The sequence below is a fragment of the Microbulbifer maximicatervae (SeqCode) genome, from assembly GCF_052467305.1.
Map to the genome: position 1 here is coordinate 4,363,251 of NZ_CP174306.1, position 18,250 is coordinate 4,381,500.

The 18,250-nt window shown below is 48.4% G+C and carries 12 protein-coding genes; 9 read left to right on the plus strand and 3 right to left on the minus strand.

Features of this window, described 5'->3' with window-relative positions; genetic code table 11:
* Window positions 1–66 precede the first annotated feature (66 nt).
* A complete protein-coding gene (locus ACJJI4_RS18975) occupies window positions 67–483 on the minus strand; it encodes a VOC family protein (RefSeq protein ID WP_282930918.1) in 417 nt (138 codons plus the stop codon).
* A 502-nt stretch (window positions 484–985) separates the two neighbouring features.
* Here ACJJI4_RS18975 and ACJJI4_RS18980 point away from each other — a divergent pair.
* The 8 genes from ACJJI4_RS18980 to ACJJI4_RS19015 all read left to right on the plus strand — a co-directional run bounded on the left by ACJJI4_RS18980 (window position 986) and on the right by ACJJI4_RS19015 (window position 12,304).
* The gene (locus ACJJI4_RS18980; protein WP_444926138.1) at window positions 986–2,593 is read left to right on the plus strand and encodes an ABC-F family ATPase; all 1,608 of its coding nucleotides are present in this window, start codon (window positions 986–988) and stop codon (window positions 2,591–2,593) included.
* 764 nt (window positions 2,594–3,357) lie between these two features.
* Window positions 3,358–4,143 carry an outer membrane protein OmpK gene (locus ACJJI4_RS18985; RefSeq protein ID WP_444907004.1) on the plus strand — a complete coding sequence of 262 codons (786 nt, stop codon included), beginning with the start codon at window positions 3,358–3,360 and terminating at the stop codon, window positions 4,141–4,143.
* Between the two features lies 1 nt (window position 4,144).
* Window positions 4,145–5,506 carry an NCS2 family permease gene (locus ACJJI4_RS18990; protein ID WP_444895840.1) on the plus strand — a complete coding sequence of 454 codons (1,362 nt, stop codon included), beginning with the start codon at window positions 4,145–4,147 and terminating at the stop codon, window positions 5,504–5,506.
* 11 nt (window positions 5,507–5,517) lie between these two features.
* Window positions 5,518–6,081, plus strand: a complete 564-nt coding sequence (locus tag ACJJI4_RS18995; RefSeq protein ID WP_413663623.1) for a phosphoribosyltransferase — start codon at window positions 5,518–5,520, stop codon at window positions 6,079–6,081.
* A gap of 233 nt (window positions 6,082–6,314) precedes the next feature.
* Window positions 6,315–7,655 (plus strand): omega-aminotransferase AptA, encoded by a 1,341-nt coding sequence (gene aptA, locus ACJJI4_RS19000; protein WP_444926139.1) that lies wholly within the window; start codon window positions 6,315–6,317, stop codon window positions 7,653–7,655.
* Window positions 7,656–7,794: 139 nt separating this feature from the next.
* The gene (gene pepN / locus ACJJI4_RS19005) at window positions 7,795–10,488 is read left to right on the plus strand and encodes an aminopeptidase N (protein WP_444926140.1); all 2,694 of its coding nucleotides are present in this window, start codon (window positions 7,795–7,797) and stop codon (window positions 10,486–10,488) included.
* A 266-nt stretch (window positions 10,489–10,754) separates the two neighbouring features.
* Window positions 10,755–11,216, plus strand: a complete 462-nt coding sequence (locus tag ACJJI4_RS19010) for a GNAT family N-acetyltransferase (RefSeq protein ID WP_444907001.1) — start codon at window positions 10,755–10,757, stop codon at window positions 11,214–11,216.
* 26 nt (window positions 11,217–11,242) lie between these two features.
* Entirely contained in the window at window positions 11,243–12,304 is a 1,062-nt protein-coding gene (locus tag ACJJI4_RS19015; RefSeq protein ID WP_444926141.1) for a Kelch repeat-containing protein, read from the plus strand.
* A gap of 76 nt (window positions 12,305–12,380) precedes the next feature.
* Here the strand turns inward: ACJJI4_RS19015 and ACJJI4_RS19020 are convergent, their stop codons facing one another.
* Window positions 12,381–14,588: a transporter substrate-binding domain-containing protein gene (locus ACJJI4_RS19020; RefSeq protein ID WP_444926142.1), complete on the minus strand. Its 2,208-nt coding sequence runs from the start codon at window positions 14,586–14,588 to the stop codon at window positions 12,381–12,383.
* A 227-nt stretch (window positions 14,589–14,815) separates the two neighbouring features.
* On the minus strand, window positions 14,816–16,318 hold the full coding sequence (locus ACJJI4_RS19025; RefSeq protein ID WP_444906998.1) for a hypothetical protein: 1,503 nt from the start codon (window positions 16,316–16,318) through the stop codon (window positions 14,816–14,818).
* 326 nt (window positions 16,319–16,644) lie between these two features.
* Here ACJJI4_RS19025 and ACJJI4_RS19030 point away from each other — a divergent pair, with 326 nt between their 5' ends.
* Complete coding sequence (locus ACJJI4_RS19030; RefSeq protein WP_444926143.1) at window positions 16,645–18,195, plus strand: CocE/NonD family hydrolase; 1,551 nt, start codon at window positions 16,645–16,647, stop codon at window positions 18,193–18,195.
* Window positions 18,196–18,250: the final 55 nt, after the last annotated feature.

The following is an 18,250-nucleotide window of genomic DNA, read 5'->3' on the forward strand; positions in this document are numbered from 1 at the left end:
GCGAGGACAGGGAATAGCCGGAGAAACCCAGCCCCACAGATTCAATTATCTGCAGGGCCCAGACGATTACTTGAACATCAGTTCAGGATTAACCATCGTTTTCATTTCCAGAACGTTGCCATTTGGATCTTCGATAAAAAAGGTTTCCTGTTCGTATTCATTGCCGACAAAGCGACGGTAGGGCTTGTCCAGGTATTCCAGCCCGGCAGCTTCGATACGGCCTTTCAGTGCCTGAAACTCATCTTCCGGCAGGTGAATGCCAAAATGAGGAACAGCCACTTCTCCCATATCCACCTTGTGGCGAACATTGGGGAGCTTCTCCTCACTCTGGTGCAGGGTGAGTTCGTTACCCCAAAAGTCGATATCTACCCAGCGACCTTCTTCACTGTTGCCGGTCTTGCAGCCTAAGACATCGCAATAGAATTTCTTGGCGGTTTCCAGATCCCCTGCCGGAATCGCAAGGTGCAAACAATTCGATTTCATATAGCCTCCAGCCTTTGCTAGCTCCTCATAGAGATCAAAAATTGATTGACTGACATCTGCTAGTCATTAGCCCTTCAACCCTCCCCCCTGACAGCATTAACATTTACTTTGCCGTCGGAGCCACCCAAAGGATACAAATAAGATCAAGTGATCCCGTTAATTATTTAAATAAAAGTGGCCGCTTTACGCGCTGGCAACTTATACCGGGAATATTCCTAATATTAGGGCCCATAGCTTTAGCTAAAGAGCCCGAACTCAGGGAGTATACAGATGCATATCATCGCACCCCACCCCGAAATGGAATATTCTCCTAGCCTAGGAGCATACTTTAACATATATATTTCAATCTCTAATATCGAACCCGCGGAGAAACTGCTTAGTTATTGAACGTACTCCTCGACACTTCAGCGCCAAATCCTTATAGTGCGGCCCCCACATCACGCCTCCTATTTTGGCGAAACTGGCTTACCAGAGCCCATTTGTAATCCTCAGGAATACGCTCTTGATCTCCACCGCGAATATCACCATGCAGTTTGGTGCCCAACCACTGTTTGAAAACATTTCTGTAAAGTTCGGCAATGGCAACCGATATGGCCTTATCGGGGCCAATGGATGTGGAAAGTCAACCTTTATGAAGATCTTGAGTGGTGCCTTGGCGCCCTCGGCCGGCAACGTATCCATTGAGCCTGGATGCACCTTGGGTACTTTGAGCCAAGACCAGTTTGCATTTGAAGAGTACACCGTCGTCGATGCGGTCATCATGGGAGATGTCCGCCTGTGGGAAATTAAACAGGAACGTGACCGTATATACTCGCTACCGGAAATGAGCGAAGAAGACGGCATGCGCGTAGCCGAGCTTGAAGTCCAATTTGCTGAGCTGGATGGCTATAGTGCAGAGAGCCGTGCGGGAGAAATCCTGCTTGAAGCTGGCATCGACGAATCCCTGCATTTTGGCCTGATGAAACAGGTAGCTCCCGGCTGGAAATTGCGTGTATTACTCGCCCAAGCGTTATTTGCCGACCCGGATATTTTATTGTTGGATGAGCCGACCAATAACCTGGACATCCACACCATCAAGTGGTTGGCAGATATACTGAATCAACGCAAAAGCACAATGGTCATCATTTCCCACGATCGCCACTTCCTGAACTCTGTCTGCACCCATATGGCCGACATAGATTATGGTGAATTGCGGGTTTTCCCCGGCAATTATGAGGACTTTGTTGCGGCCTCCACGCTAATACAAGAACAACTTCACGCAGAGAATGCCAAGAAAAGTGCCGAACTGGACGAGCTACAGAGCTTTGTGAACCGCTTTTCTGCCAATGCATCCAAAGCCAAGCAAGCCAGCTCCCGCGCGAAGAAGATGGAAAAAATCAAGCTGGACGAAATCAAACCCTCCAGTCGGGTCAGCCCTTATATTACGTTTAACCAGTGTAAAAAATTGCACCGTCAGGCGCTGACTCTTGAGGGGCTTACCCATGGTTTTGACAGTGAAACGCTATTTCAAGGCGGCGAAATGCTGCTGGAAGCCGGTGCGCGCTTGGCAATTATCGGTGAGAACGGCGTTGGTAAAACAACCTTCCTGCGCTGTCTTGTCAATGAGATCCAAGCAAACAGCGGAGTCGTCAAGTGGTCAGAAAATGCCGCTATCGGCTACTGCCCGCAAGACAGCAGTACAGATTTTGATGGTGACCTGACAATATTTGAGTGGATGTCCCAGTGGCGCACCCCCAAGCACGATGATCTGGCCGTGCGAGGTATTCTGGGCCGACTATTATTTACCGCAGATGATGCCAATAAAAAGGCAAAGGTCTGCTCTGGCGGCGAGAAAAATCGCCTGCTGTTTGGCAAGCTAATGATGATGGACACCAATGTGCTCATCATGGATGAGCCAACCAACCACTTGGACATGGAAGCCATCGAAGCCCTAAACAAGGCACTGGAGAAATATGAGGGCACACTTATTTTTGTGAGTCACGATCGTCAGTTTGTCTCATCCCTGGCAACCCGAGTTATTGAAATCAAAGACCAAGCACTGATCGATTTTCAAGGCACTTACGAGGAATACCTGGCGCACCAGTCAGGTACAGAACAGCAGGTAGCCTGATTCCAAACTCGAACCGGAAAAGGCATATTGGGGCGATAACAATACTCGCCCCAGGTCTCAAAAGCTGCAAAGTGTAACCAATCACCACCAGATAATACGGGGCTCGGTAGGCATTACCTGCGCCCCCCTAAAGTCGCCCCCCCGCTACTGCAATCCCATCCAGACTCCTTCCTGAGCCAATTTCCTACGAACTAGCAAAAAAACCAAACAGCCAAATAATTTTTATACAGGTTAAAAGTCGATTTACTTTTCCCAACCATCATCATCGACCTCAGGCCGATGCCTGCCTATATAAGGAAAGCGCTCAGAAGATACATTTCAACCATCCTTATTCTGCTACCAAGCGGATGACTTCCTGTGTCATCAAAGTTAAACAACATCTATTATCGCGAACCCTAAAAGCACCAAAAGTATTCATGTTGCCTGTGCAAGCACCACTGGGGAGCAGATGCCGACTTTCTGGACTATTTACCTAATTTGCCCCTGCAATGTAGCGATTCCCTACTATCAAACCAATCAAGCAATACTTTTTTGCTACACCGACCCATCGCTAACCAATAAATGAGTATCTCGTTTTCCCCAAGCGTGATTTTTTGGTGCAGAGTTACTTAAAAAGCTCGGAAAAAAGCGTAAATGCCGAGAAAAAACACTGGAAAACAGGGGTTAAGTTCTGGTACATTCCGCGACTATTTTTTAACCAACTGCCGATTTTCTCATCGGCCGCCAGTGCGAAATTCGCCTGTCGCTGTAACAGAGGTAATAGAATGAAACCAACCAAGCCCCTGCTACTGCTGGCCTCTAGCCTGTTGTGCGTAGCTGCCCAAGCTGAGATGACCTGGAGTGACAACAGCCTGAGCCTTCTTTACGGCCACGATTACAAAGTCAACTACAGCAAGAACACGGATGACTCTGAGAGATCCGTAGTAACTTTTGAGCACGCCAGTGGCCACAGCTGGGGTGACCTCTTTATTTTTGCCGACTACCTGGACTCGGAAGATGGCTCCAAAGAACTGTATAGTGAGATTTCTCCCCGCCTGAGCTTAGGCAAGCTCAGCGGCAGTGAACTGGCTTTCGGACCGGTTACCGATGTACTGATCGCCACAGCAGTTGAGCTGGGCAATATGGATGATCCGGACCACTTGGCAGCAACCGGCCCCCACTTCACCAATTACCTGACAGGTGTGGGCTTTGATCTCGCGGTTCCCGGTTTCTCCTTTGTACAGGCGAATGTTTACCACCGCGATAACGATGACAAGGCCAGCAACGAGCAGCTGACCCTGGTTTGGGCCATGCCTTTTACCCTGGGTGATGCCAGCTTTGTCTACGACGGATTTATCGATTGGACCAGTGCTTCTGAAGATTCACATCCGAGCACTAACTTTACCTCCCAGCTGAAATGGGATGCCGGCGCCACCTGGGGTGAACCCAAGACCCTGTACGCGGGTATTGAGTACGTACACTGGAACGACAAGTTCGGAATCAAAGATGGCACTTATGGTGTCGATTCCAACGAGCGCAACGTTAACCTGCTAGTAAAGTACCACTTCTGATATGAAACCCACTGATATCCAAACATCGGCGACCCCTGGGTCCGACATCCCACAGGTGGGAGGCAATGCCTCATTCCTGGAGAAGTTGTTCAAGCTCTCAGAGCGCCAGACGAATGTTCGCCGGGAAGTGATTGCCGGCGTTACCACATTCCTGACGATGGCCTACATCATCTTTGTGAACCCCAATATCCTGGCTGCAGCGGGTATGGATAAGGGCGCTGTGTTTATGGCGACCTGCCTTGCAGCCGCTATTGGCTGCCTGATTATGGGACTCTACGCCAACTACCCCATCGCATTGGCGCCAGGTATGGGCCTCAATGCCTTCTTCGCCTACGTTGTCGTCGGTGAAATGGGCTACAGCTGGCAAGTAGCCCTGGGTGCGGTGTTTATATCAGGGGTAATCTTCCTGCTGCTCAGTATCTTCAAGCTGCGAGAGTGGATTATCGATAGTATCCCCCTCTCCCTGCGACAATCCCTGGCAGCGGGTATCGGCCTGTTCCTGGCGATCATTGCCCTGAAGAGTGCCGGTATCGTTGTGGCCAGCCCCGCTACTCTGGTAACCCTGGGCGACCTCAAGTCAATTGAGGCGATCCTGGCAGCACTGGGCTTCTTTATTATTGTGGCCCTGTCCTACCGCCGTATGCTGGGCTCAGTGATGATCGGTATCCTTGCGGTAACCGTCATCGCCCTGGCAATTGGTAAGGTAGAGTTCACCGGTCTGATATCCGCACCTCCCAGCCTGGCACCGACTTACCTGGAGCTGGATATCGCTGGCGCCTTCGAAGTAGGCATGATCAGCGTGATCTTTGCCTTCCTGTTTGTCGACCTGTTCGACACCGCAGGCACCCTGTTAAGCGTTTCTGATCGCGCCAAACTGCTGGATAAAGATGGCAAGTTGCCTGGAATGGGCAAGGCCCTGATGGCCGACAGCTCCGCATCTGTCGTTGGTTCTGTGCTGGGCTCCTCCACTACTACCTGTTATGTAGAGAGTACTGCAGGAATTACCGCCGGTGGTCGCACAGGCCTGACCGCTGTGGTTTGCGCCGGGCTATTCCTGTTGGCGACCTTCTTCTCGCCCCTTATCGGTATGATTCCGGCCTATGCAACCGCAGGTGCTCTGCTGTATGTTGGCGTCCTGATGACTTCCGGTATGTCATCTATTGATTGGGATGACATTACCGAGGCCGCACCGGCAGTAATCGCCGCAGTGATGATGCCTTTGTCGTTCTCGATCGCGCACGGAATCGCCCTGGGCTTTATTTCCTACGCAGTTATTAAAACGCTGAGCGGACGTAGCAAAGACGTCAGCATCAGTGTCTACGTGTTAGCGGCACTCTTTGTTGCCAAGTTTGCCTTTTTCTGAGGGGTACATTGATGAAAAAGCACTTTATTAGCGCACAGCAGCTCCTGATAGACTCTTATGCTCTCGCCGAGCAAATCTATAAGGACGGCTTTCGCCCAAACTATATTGTCGGTGTTTGGCGCGGTGGCGCTCCTGTGGGCATCGCTGTACAAGAGCTGCTGCACGTGATGGGAGTGGATGCAGACCATATCGCTATCCGCACTTCCTCCTATCTCGGTATCGGTGAGCGTGATAAGAAAGTGCGCGTGCATGGCCTGAACTACCTGATCAAGCGCCTGGAGTCCCATGACTCCCTGTTGATCGTGGACGATGTGCACGACTCTGGCCTGAGTATTGAGCAAACTATCGAAGACCTGCGCGCTGCCTGTAAGAAGAACACGCCGGAGATTCGTATCGCGACCCCTTACTACAAGCCGAAGAACAACAAGGCCAAGCGCGAGCCGGATTACTTTATCCACAAGACCGAAGAGTGGTTGGTATTCCCCCACGAGATCGACGGTCTGTCCCGGCAGGAGATTCTGGAGAACAAACCAGAACTCGCCCCCTATGTGGACAGAATCGCCACTGCTGTTTAATCAGCAATATTACCGGGGGCTAATGCCCCCGGTTCTCTTCTCCTCTCATCTCCCTCTCTCCCTTAGGCCATTCCGGCAAACCCTCCCCCGGCACTCAACTCCTGCCATAGGCAATACTTCTTTACTCTATTAATAAATCCCACTTATGAAACTAAAGTTAGTGAGAATCAATTTATAAAGTAGAAAAGTTGGTCCAAAATTAATGCGATAAGGCCAAATGTCGGAAAATAAAAATGAACGACAAATCAGCGGGACTTAGTAAATCGCAGCTCGATGCTTACTGGATGCCTTTTACCGGGAATCGCCAATTCAAAAGAGATCCCCGTATTATTACCTCAGCCAGCGGCTGCTATTACCGTAGTGCTGATGGCCGCCCCATTTTCGATGGTCTCTCTGGCTTGTGGACCTGTGGTGCCGGACACAACCGTCCGGAGATAATTGACTCCATTACCCGGCAAGCAGCCCTTCTGGATTATGCCCCCGCTTTCCAATATGGCCACCCGGGAGCCTTCCAACTAGCGGAGCGTGTCAGCCAGATGATGCCCGTGGGGCTCAATCGTATTTTCTTTACAAACTCCGGCTCTGAATCCGCAGAAACCTCTCTAAAAATAGCTAGAGCCTACTGGCAGAAGATGGGTGCTCCAGGGAAAACAAAATTTATCGGACGCGTGAAAGGCTATCACGGAGTTAACTTTGGCGGTCTTAGTGTGGGCGGAATTAGCACTAATCGAGCAATCTTTGGCTCATCTATAGATTCTGACCACCTTCGCCACACCCTTTTACCCCACAACCGCTTTGCTAAAGGACAGCCTGAACAGGGAAGTTTCCTGGCAGACGAGTTGCTGGAACTTATCAAACTGCACGGTTCTGAAAACATTGCCGCTGTTATTGTCGAGCCCGTAGCGGGGTCTGCGGGAGTATTGCCCCCACCAAAAGGCTATCTCCATCGCCTTAGGGAAATATGTACTCAATACGACATATTGTTGATATTTGATGAAGTCATTACCGCTTTCGGACGCATGGGGAAAGCCACCGGAGCAGAGTTTTTTGGAGTGACCCCGGATATGCTCAATACAGCCAAACAGCTTACAAATGGCGCTGTTCCCATGGGCGCTGTGGCTGTGCGTCAAGATATCTACGAGATATTCATGGAAAATGGAGGACCTCAATACCAACTGGAGCTTCCCCACGGCTATACCTACTCTGGGCACCCACTAGCCTGCGCAGCGGCATTGGCGACACTGGATATTTTAAAGAAAGAAAATTTATTTGAGAGATCTGCGGAGCTTGCCCATATCCTGGAAGACCATATCCATCAACTCAATGGATTACCGTTAATAGAAGATATTCGTAATTGTGGACTTGCCGCAGGCCTGACAATCGAATCAGCTCCAGATGAGCCATTACTCAGGCCTTACTTAATTGCTATGAAGATGTGGGAAAAAGGCTTTTATATTCGCTACGGCGGCGACACATTGCAAATCGGCGTCCCATTTATAGCACAGGCAGAGGAGATTGACGGAGTTATCAACGCATTAGTGGAATCAATTACTGAGGTCGCAAACGGCCAGTAGCCAGAACCTATTCCTTCTCACTCTGTATAAAAGATTCCCCCTCCTGATACGGAAAATTTATATCGCCGCCTAGCTATCTTTAATGATACAAAGTAAATCACAAATAGTAATTCAATAACTCTATATTAAAAATAGCGCCATGAACAAATATATTCGCCTTACAAAGGTATTACTAAAGTACAAAGTGGTTATAGCGATTCTATGTGGTATTTTATTAAGTTCCTGTGAGCAAAGAGCTACTGAACAAGAAATAAGCTCACCAGCAAAGAAAATTTCATCTCCTATTAGAACCACAGCCCCAGGACTTTCAGAATCTTATGCTGACATTCGTCGTCAGCAAATTGCTGAAGTGGACTATCGGCTGAGCATCAATCTGGATGATCAAGCTAAGAACTTCTCCGGAATTGTGCACGCAGATATTAATTTTAGAAAGATACTTGAACAGCCGCTCACTATCGATTTTTCCGGCGGTGCGGTTGATTCAATCCAGGTCGATGGAAGATCTGTTCCATTTGAGTACAACAACTACTTTATTTCTATTGATTATCAAAATCTACCAGAAAAATCCCACACGATTACGGTGAATTATCAACACCCGTACTCTAACAATGGCTCAGGATTACATCGCTTTAAAGACCCCAAAGACGAAAAGGTCTATTTATATACGGACTTTGAACCTTATGATGCCAATCGCCTATTCCCACATTTTGACCAACCCAATTTGAAAGCACGCTACACCCTGGATGTAAAGGCTCCAAAAGACTGGGTAGTAGTTAGCGCGGAAAGAGAGGAGAGAGTAGAAGAGAAAAGAAAATCAAACCACTGGTTTTTTCCTCAAACCAAGAAATTCTCATCTTACATATTCTCTTTACATGCAGGTCCTTACCACATCTGGGAAGACAAGGCAGGAGATATTCCCCTTCGCTTAATGGCAAGACAGAGCCTGGCAAATTACGTAAAAACAGAAGACTGGTTTACCTTCACCAAACAATCCTTTGAGTTCTTTCAGCCCTACTTTGAAATTGATTATCCATTTAAAAAATATGATCAAATACTAGTACCTGATTTTAACGCCGGCGCTATGGAAAATGTTGGGGCTGTAACATTTAACGATTCTTACATATCCCGAGGAAAAAAGACCCAGGCCCAGCGGATGCGCCTCGCCAATGTTATTGCCCATGAGCTGGCCCATCAATGGTTTGGTAATTTGGTCACCATGAATTGGTGGGATGACCTTTGGCTCAATGAGAGCTTTGCCACTTACATGGCCAATCTGGCTCTAGCCGAAAATAGCGAATTCACTACCGCTTGGGAGAACTATTACTTAGGCGCCAAGCAATGGGCCTACCACACTGATCAACGCCCCACTACCCACGCTATTCAATTACCAGTCAACAATACTGACGAAGCCTTTGCCAATTTTGATGGAATTACTTATGGCAAAGGCGGCTCAGTACTCAAGCAATTGCCCTACTATTTGGGCAAAGAAGAATTTCGCAAAGGCGTCAGTAATTACTTAAAGGCCTTATCTTATGACAATTCAACCCTCAATGACTTTATCAACCACCTGGGCAAAGCTGCGGATAAAGATCTTAATTCCTGGCAGCAACAGTGGCTTTACCAGGCCGGCCTCAACACAATTGAAGCCAGCTTCCAGTGCGATGATGACAAAATCAATCATCTGGTAATTCAGCAAACAGCACCAGAGGAATACCCGATATTAAGGGAACAGCGCACACAGCTGGGGGTTTACCAAAGGAAAGCTGGAAGTATGAAACGGGTTGCAACCCTTCCAGTGCTTTATAGTGGTGCCAGAACCGAAGTAAAAGAAGCCGTGGGGCTACCCTGCCCAGAGGGGCTATACCCCAATGAAGAAGATTGGGCCTATGTGAAGGTAAATCTGGATGAAGTTACCATCAAGAATATGGCTCAGCATATCAATGATATTGAAGAACCGTTTGCACGACTAATGTTCTGGCAAAGCCTATTTGATAGCACCTATGACGCAAAACTGCCCCTGGATGAGTATATTAGTTTTATAGTGAATAATGGCGTCGACGAAAGAGACATCAACATTATTCGTTTGAATGCCAGATATATTGAATTCACTTACGATTTCCTGACTCAAATCCCCCTAAGCACAAAGCGTCGTAACGAACTTACTCAGACTGTTGAGAGCTTTGTCTGGGGTCAACTACTAGAGGCGGCTGAAGGTAGTGATCAACAAAAAGTCTGGTTTGGTGTTTTTACCAATATCGCCCACTCCACACCAGCATTAAGTCATGCTAGAGACCTGTTAATGGGAGAGTTTGCCATTAAAGGACTGGAACTCGATCCTGATATGCGCTGGAAACTTATCAAGTTGCAGAATCGTTATCTATTCTCAGATTATGAGCAGGCAATCACAAGAGAATTGGCAAAAGATAACTCCGACAGATCTAAACTCAACGCACTATCTGCTGAAGTTATTCGCCCCCAATCCGAAAACAAATCAAAGTGGGTAGATAACCTTATATCTAATCGAGACAAATTCAAGTTAAGTGAAATTCGAAAAATTACAGAGTCCCTTTTTGCGCCAGAGCAAATAGAGCTATTTAACATCCACGGCCAACCGATTTTTGACTCACTGGCTCAGGTCAATGAAGATGAATCTCAGGAATTGCTTACTGCTTATGCTTACGCCCTACCGCTAATGTGTTCTAGAGAAAATGTAAATGAGATTACTAAGTCACTAAAAGAAAAACCACAACTTAAGCCCATATTGGTAAAAGCACTAAAAAATCATCGCTATTCCGGTGAACGCTGTATCAATATCGGGAAGCGATTACTCTAGATCTTCTTTAAACTAGCTATTAATGTTGAACTAAGGGCAATATCCAGCCCTTAGTTTCCCTTACCAGGCTTTTGGCCGGGTATTACGCGTAATAAAACGGTGCATATTTTATCTAAATGCCCCCGAATAAAGCATATCTATTGCACCAGCTAACTTATACTTATTCTTCTCTAAAAATCTTGTTACAGTGACATTTCAAAGCCCAAAAAATTAACGGGCGTCCCTACTTAAACCATTGTTTTAAAAAGAAAGACAATCAAATAAAGATGTATATATCAGTAAAATTAGACGACCTGTCCGATGGCTCCATTAACAATCTTCTTGAAGCTCATCTACGGGAAATGTACCGACATTCCCCACCTGGAAGCGTTCACGCACTAAATCCTGATGAGTTAAATGACCCCATGATTACCTTTTGGGGAGCGAGAATTGATGGAGTTTTGGCCGGCTGTGGTGCCCTAAAAGAGATCAACCCTGATTTGGGCGAAATAAAATCCATGAAAACTCATTCTCTATTCCTGCGCAAAGGCGTTGCCCGCGCCTTGATAGAAAGAATATTGGAGGAGGCAAAGCAGCGTAAATATAAAGAGATAAAGCTGGAGACAGGTCGCGCTGAAGCTTTTGCTCCCGCAATCGCTCTCTATCGCCGTTATGGATTTGACGATTGCGCCCCTTTCAGTCACTATAAAAATGACCCTTTTAGCCTATTTTTAGGTAAAAAATTATAGTCAATAGGTATCCCTTATCAGTCAGTATGAGAGTGTTTGTTACCATGGCGCTATCCAGAAGATCCTTTATTAAATATTCCAGCTTAGCTTCCCTTACTTTCGGTGGAGTCAATCTAACCGCTAAAGAGGCTAATTCCAGTCTATCTATATCAAATCTTCCCAGCCTGGAAATACCTTTACAGGAGATTTACCCCGCAGTATTTTCTGGTGAGATCTATGTAGCAGGGGGATTTATCCCATCGGATACGGCAGTTTTCTTCGGTCTCTCTCCAACTAAACAAACACATATCTTTTCTCCAAGGGAACAAAACTGGAGGCATGGGCCCAATTTACCTGAGTCAAGGCATCACCTCGGTATGGCCAGTAACTCCAACAGTCTATATGGCATCGGTGGGTTTTTTGGCGATTCGGATAGCGCTTGGCAAGCCCGAAATACAGTTTATAAACTTTCCGGCGAATATAAGCATTGGATAGAAACCAGCCCTCTCCCCCGGCCCTTGGCTGAATCTATTTACACCAACATTGGGGAGAACATCCATGTCATTGGCGGCAAGGCCCCCGACGAACAGTCTAAAAATAGAGATACCAATTCTCATTATGTGCTTACAAGAGGGGATCATTGGGAGCAAGCAGCGCCAGCCAGTATCAAGCGAACCTCCGCAGGTGGGGCAAACTTAAATAACAGAATTTATGTTGTTGGTGGCCGCCAGGTTAGCGACAATAGTAGCAAGGCTAGGAATCTAACTTATGCCGAAGTTTATGACCCCAGCCTGGATAAATGGGAAAAGATCCGCCCCCTACCCCAGGCTGCTGCCGGACTCACAGTAACCCCATTAAATAATAAATTAATAGTTACCGGCGGTGAGGCATTTGGCCCCAATGGCAAATGGAAGACTGGTACAGCATTTAACAATATTTGGATTTACGATCCAGTCACAGATGATTGGAACAATCAGGGTCATTTGCCCCAGGCACGACACGGTCACGGAGCAGTAGCCCTAGGAGAAAACCTCTACTTGATTGGTGGAGCCTCTAAAGTTGGACCGCAAGAAACTCTCGCTTCCGCAATACAGCTGCACTGGAGCTAAGGGGCAATAATAAAGTGCCCTTGAGCAAACCCACAATGCCTCTGGCTTGCAGAGGCCCATTGATGGGATACATTAATTAATTGGGAGCAATGCTGCCATCAATATCTGTATAAATCTGATGGCGCTCAACTCCTAAATATCCAATATACCTATCCCGTATCTCACGCACATAGTTAACTGGCTCCCTGCCGCGCACGTAACCAAAACGACTATTGCGATAGTATTCAGGCTGGGACAGCAGCAACATGGCCTCTTCAACATGGCCAAACCACTGGTTAGGGTCCCACTCCAGTCGTCGGGCTAACGCCCTCGCATCCCTGACATGACCGTGACCCGCATTATATGCAGCCAAGGTAAAATAGATCTTCTGCTCTAGGGGTATATTTTCAGGAAAACGTTTATCCAACCACCCCAGATAAGATACACCTGCGCGGATACCGTTTTCAGGATCATACAAATTTTTAACTCCCATCTGTCGTGCAGTCCGAGGTAATACCTGCATCAAGCCCTGAGCACCTGCAAAGGAGCGCGCTTGGGGGTTAAATTGACTCTCCTGGTACATCTGCGCAACCACCATACGCCAATCCCGATCGGTAGCCTCAGTATATTTCTTTACTATGGGATCAAAGGGCGATAGCTCATCAGTGCTGCGCAGGCGCTGCCCTTGATGTCGGAGGATACGCTTTTGCTCCTTGAAATATTTATTGTAAGTAACGTTAAAGAACAGGTCCCGATTGTGCTTGTTCAGAAAGTTATTCAGTTGTTCCAATAATACCGGCTGGCCAGTTCGAACGGCCCAGGCGATATCTCGCTCCCCTGGCAACTCCCCCACTACAGTAAAGTCATCCCGGTAAGTGCTTTCAATGGCGGCCAAGTGTGAGTCAACTACGGTATAGGGAAAAATACCCCTGGCTACTGCATCAATAAGAAACTCACTGGTAGCGCCTTTTAGACGATGGATCTGTAGCGGCACCATATCTTGCCCGTGCTGCTTTTCCATTATTTTGACCAGACTCTCGTGATAGCTCGTGGTGGGATTAACCACTACTGTTTGCCCAGAAAGCAGGTTCTCTGGAAGGGGTAGCTCTTTATCAGGCACCTTTGATTTTGCGGCTACTACCTGTTCCGTAACTGTCATATAAGGCTTGGAAAATGCCAATCCCTGCTGGCGGCGGGCCTCGGTAACAGTAAGGGATGCAGCAATCATGTCCCCCATTCCATCATTCAATGCCTCGACCAAATCCTGATCTTTATCGGGTACAATCATGCTCAGGCGTAATTTATGGTCACGGGCAAACTTCCTTAGCAGATCGTAATCAAACCCCATCAACTCACCGCGCCAGATAAAGTAGGAAGCGGGGTGATTGCGAGTAAGCACCCTTAAAGTTCCGCTCTCCTTTATTGCCTGCCAATCTCTCAGTGGCTGCTCTCGGTTCTGACTGGCCAATACCAATTCTGCGGTAAAGAACTCATTCAACTCACGCCTCAAAGCGATAGCATTTTTGCGTACAGCCCAGGCGATAGGCCTGCGGGAATCGAGTTCTGTGGTGGCTGTGAGTTGAGGGTAATCAGTTAGAAGTACATCGGCCAAATTACTATCAATAATTGTTGCGGGGTATTCACCCGCTGCTACAGCCGCGATAAGCTCGCTGGTTGCAACCGGCTTATCGAGGTAAGTGATTCTGTAATTTTCCGTATCGGCTCGCTGCTCCAGGGTTTCAGCAAATGCACTGCCCCGCCGCAGCACGACTTGTAAGGGCACAGCCTCTTCCACCTCGAACTCTTTATGAGTAATTAGCAACTCATCAACATATTGTAATGGGCGGGTAAAACCCAGTAATAACTTGCGTTCTTCGGTGCGGGAAAAATTGGTGGCAATTACATCCCCACGTCCATCAACAACCGCTGGAATTAAATCGGAAAAGTTATCTACGTAAACCCACTGAGGCTTTAATCCGCGGCTACGAGCAAAACTTTCCGCAAGTTTTCGCCACTCTGTTGCAGGTAGTCCTTCTCGTGGTAAGGCGCTCTCCTGGGGGCCCCTTGGGGCCAACAGGCGCAATACACCTCGCTCTAACAGGGCTGGCAAATCTCCTTGCTCTACATAATTTTCAAACTGCGGCTTTGCGGGCTGTTTATTCTGCGGCGTTGGTATCGGTTGTTGGGGAGATTCCGTTAAAACCTGTGAGTTTTCTACAACAGGATCTCTATTACTCTCGCATGCGGCAAGCAGCAATATTAAGACAAATAGCGGAAATATAACGAAAAACCGTTTTCTGCTCACAGTGCACCCTTTCTTATTCTATGAGAAGCATTACCCTTAACGCGCACGCTATGCTTCACAATATGGAATTGCCGCTGTTACAGAAATCGTACCAGTTTGCTGGGAAATTATCCCCTAAAAAAAAGCCCGGCAAAATCAATTGCCGGGCAAATATACGTTGGCGAATGTCGGATGTCTCTTACACAGAGTGACAAGCCTTTTTTATTCAGTGAGCGCTCTTATGGTTGCTATGATGACTTGGGTTTGCCCTTCAGCTCTGCCAACCTCATTTTTATTTCTTTGTTCTGCTCCTCGTCTGGAAGCTCGAACATCAGCGGCTTCGCCACTCGGGCAAAATACTCCGCATCTTTCTTTTGGTAGAGCTCTTCTGCCAGCCACTGGGCAATATGCAGCTCACGGGGGGCACGCTTGTAAGCCTGCTCCAGCTTTTCCAGATATTCCTCTCGGGGGTAATCCAGCATCTCCATAGCCATCGCCAGGCCAAACCAGTGAGATGCATTTTTCGGTTCTTCCTTCACCAGGAAGTCGAACTCCTCCCGCGCCATTTTTAAGCTGCGAAGATCCCGCTTACTACCGGGCGCCACCGCCTGCTGATTAACCGTTAACCAGGCATGGGCACTCAAGTACCAGAGCTGGCCTCGGTCCTTAGTGGGGACACTGGCCAAAAGGTGGCTGGCCTGGGGGAAATTACCCAATCGCAGATCGGCACTCGCTTTAATCGCAGCCAGCTCAGTACTGTAAATACCCGTACTGTAGGCATATTCAATCAACTCATCCAAAGCCAGCAGGTTGTAACCGGACTGGGCGATAAATCCAGCCAGGATGCTCACCGACTCTCTTTTGCTGAGGCGTTTAACCGTAGGGCTGGCCTCTTTAAAGTCCGCGGGGATAGCACCACTAAAATGTTCAAAGCTATCCGCCTTATAAGTGGCGACATAGGCCTTTTCAATTTCTTTCACCGACATCCCCAGCGCTTCTTCCAGGGCAAGTACTGGGTCGGCACCATCGTTATAGGCTTTGACGAAATTATCGAAATTATCCTGCTTGCCGCTTTTCATCATCAACCAGTGAGACAGAATCCAACCTCCGGCATAGACATCTGCCTTTTCGTCCGCATCGGTGTTGTACACCGTCGCGCGCAACAGGTCTTCCAGCGGCATAAGCCCGGTATACATCAGGGTCATGGCCCGTTCGCTGGGAATGGAGCCAATTTCGTAGGTGCCTTTTTCCGGGAATGACATGGTTGCCATAAATTCAGCAAACCCCTCGCTATACCAATAGGGATAGTGGGTGGTGTTGCCGTTATAGCTCAGAAAATGAGTGTATTCATGGAACAGGAATTCGCGCGCTTTGAGCTGCCTCTCAACGCTGCGACCATCCAGGTTTACCAGGGCATAGTTACCCTCCGCAGAGGTGTCGAACAAACCGTTGGTCATATCCGCCAGCTCAACACCCACCAGGTTTGCATAGGTGTCCCGGTCTGCGGCCGCATAAATAGTTAATCGCTCGCTTTTTGGATCTGCATCGAGTAACTCCAAGGCCACTGCGCGATAGCGCTCCAGGTCTGCTACCAGACTTTTGACTGCGTTGGGATCACCATCGGTAATCACGCGAAAATTATCACTGTCGACTTCATACCAGGTCACCTGCCCCAAGCTGCGCGGCGCGGCGTAGGCTGAAGCGATAAATCCGAAACAAAGTACTAATAGAACAACTGAACGAGAAACCATAGTTCGGGCCACCGAGTCATTGTTGCTGAAGCCCTCCCTAGCTGATTAGCGAAGACGACACAGTACCGGTTTTCACTGATCAAAAAAAGATCAATTTGATCACAAAACGGCTTTTCGCCTGTTTTTGTGTGACCGGAAAGACACAAAATAGATAGCTGTTCATAGATAGTTTTCTGCAGCAGATTGCGACATGAAGCGAGACAAACGTCTCAAATTTAGCCCTGTTTACGTACAAAACTAGGATGAACTCCTATAGTACGGGGTCGACCAAGGAGGGAATCCTGGTCAAAAAAATAATAATGATTTCATCAGATGAGAGAAAACTAATGAATACCAAGCCACTACTGGCGCTGCTTGGCGGCGCCCTAATGTCTGCTCATGCCTGGTCGGCACCGGAATATATCGCCGACGTGGATATTACTTCTTTTGACGGTACGGTCCTGGATGCGAACTTATTTATCCCGGAGACGCCCGCACCAGCAGACGGTTACCCCACCGTTATTTTTACCAACAGCTGGGGGCTGGAGAAGCACCAGTACCACTTCCAGGCCAAAGAGCTGGCAGAAAACGGCTACCTGGTGCTCAGCTACTCCACCCGGGGATTTGGGCACTCGGGAGGACTTGTTGACGTCGCAGGGGATAACAGCCTTAACGATGTGGGAGTCCTGATCGACTGGCTGGAAACCAATTACCCGGTGGGCAAGCTGGGTATGGCCGGAATTTCCTACGGCGGTGGAATTTCACTACTGAGTGCCGCCAAGCACCCTCGCGTCGATGCAGTAGCTGCGCTATCCGGTTGGGCAGATGTAGTAGAAGCTTTGTACCCCAATGAAACCGTCAACCTGGTATGGGGCACGCTGCTTGTTACTACGGCCTTCCAGAAAGAGGCCGAACTCGAGCAGGTATGGAGCAACCTGCGCGACGGCGAAAATATGGAACAGGTAATTAATTTCGGTGCTGAGCGCTCCGCAATGAGTTACGTGGACGAAATCAATCGAAACGGCACAGCGGTATTGCTCTCAAACAATTTCGCCGACTACCTGTTTAAGCCGAATAGCATGACCGATTTCTACTCCCTGCTCGAAGGGCCCAAGAAACTCATGCTAAACCCCGGCACCCACGCGATTACCGAGACTCTTACCGGTAACAATGGCCATATCTGGTCCACCAGTTTCCGCTGGTTCGACCACCACCTTAAAGGCGAGGACAACGGGATCGACACCGAACCCAAGGTGGATATGACTGTGCGCATCAGCAATGAGCTGGAGCAATTCGAGGACTACCCGGTAACGGACGAAAGCACCACCTGGTACCTGCAGCCACGCTTTACCATGTTTAACAATGCAAAAATGGAGAGCGACAAGTACGACGGTTGGAGCTGGAGTAACGAATTCCACGGCGGCTCAGATACCTTTGCAGGCACCGGTATCCCGCTGGTTTCCGATGCACTGGAAGGCTTCGGTATCCCCGTTTACGCGCCCATGATCGCTATCAACGGCTACTACGCCATCGAGTACAAATCACCGATTCAGTGGGAAACCCTGAAGATTCGCGGCGAACCCAAACTCGAAATGTGGGTGGAACCCAGCAAAAAAGAAGTGCAACTCAACGTGCACCTCTACGATGTGGGTCCGCTGGGATTGGGACGCCTGATAACTCACGCCCCCATTACCCTGCATTCAGACAAGTCTGGGCAAAAACAAAAGTTCGAAGTGGACTTTTTCACCACCAGCTACGATGTCCCGGTTGGCCACCGTGTAGTATTGGCCATCGATACTCAGGGGTACATCTACCAGAAGCCGGAAAATACCAATTACACCATCACAGTGCCCTACAGCAGCAGCAAGGTCTCTAGCCTGACCGTACCGCACCTGTAAGTCTCACTACAGAAACCCGGCATCCACTGCCGGGTTTCCTCCCACCTTCCCCTCA

Bases quoted from the DNA above. Each gene is read 5' to 3' on its own strand.
- ACJJI4_RS18975 (WP_282930918.1), bottom strand. From the start codon at position 483: ATGAAATCGAATTGTTTGCACCTTGCGATTCCGGCAGGGGATCTGGAA.
- ACJJI4_RS18985 (WP_444907004.1), top strand. From the start codon at position 3,358: ATGAAACCAACCAAGCCCCTGCTACTGCTGGCCTCTAGCCTGTTGTGC.
- ACJJI4_RS18990 (WP_444895840.1), top strand. From the start codon at position 4,145: ATGAAACCCACTGATATCCAAACATCGGCGACCCCTGGGTCCGACATC.
- ACJJI4_RS18995 (WP_413663623.1), top strand. From the start codon at position 5,518: ATGAAAAAGCACTTTATTAGCGCACAGCAGCTCCTGATAGACTCTTAT.
- aptA (WP_444926139.1), top strand. From the start codon at position 6,315: ATGAACGACAAATCAGCGGGACTTAGTAAATCGCAGCTCGATGCTTAC.
- pepN (WP_444926140.1), top strand. From the start codon at position 7,795: ATGAACAAATATATTCGCCTTACAAAGGTATTACTAAAGTACAAAGTG.
- ACJJI4_RS19010 (WP_444907001.1), top strand. From the start codon at position 10,755: ATGTATATATCAGTAAAATTAGACGACCTGTCCGATGGCTCCATTAAC.
- ACJJI4_RS19015 (WP_444926141.1), top strand. From the start codon at position 11,243: ATGAGAGTGTTTGTTACCATGGCGCTATCCAGAAGATCCTTTATTAAA.
- ACJJI4_RS19025 (WP_444906998.1), bottom strand. From the start codon at position 16,318: ATGGTTTCTCGTTCAGTTGTTCTATTAGTACTTTGTTTCGGATTTATC.
- ACJJI4_RS19030 (WP_444926143.1), top strand. From the start codon at position 16,645: ATGAATACCAAGCCACTACTGGCGCTGCTTGGCGGCGCCCTAATGTCT.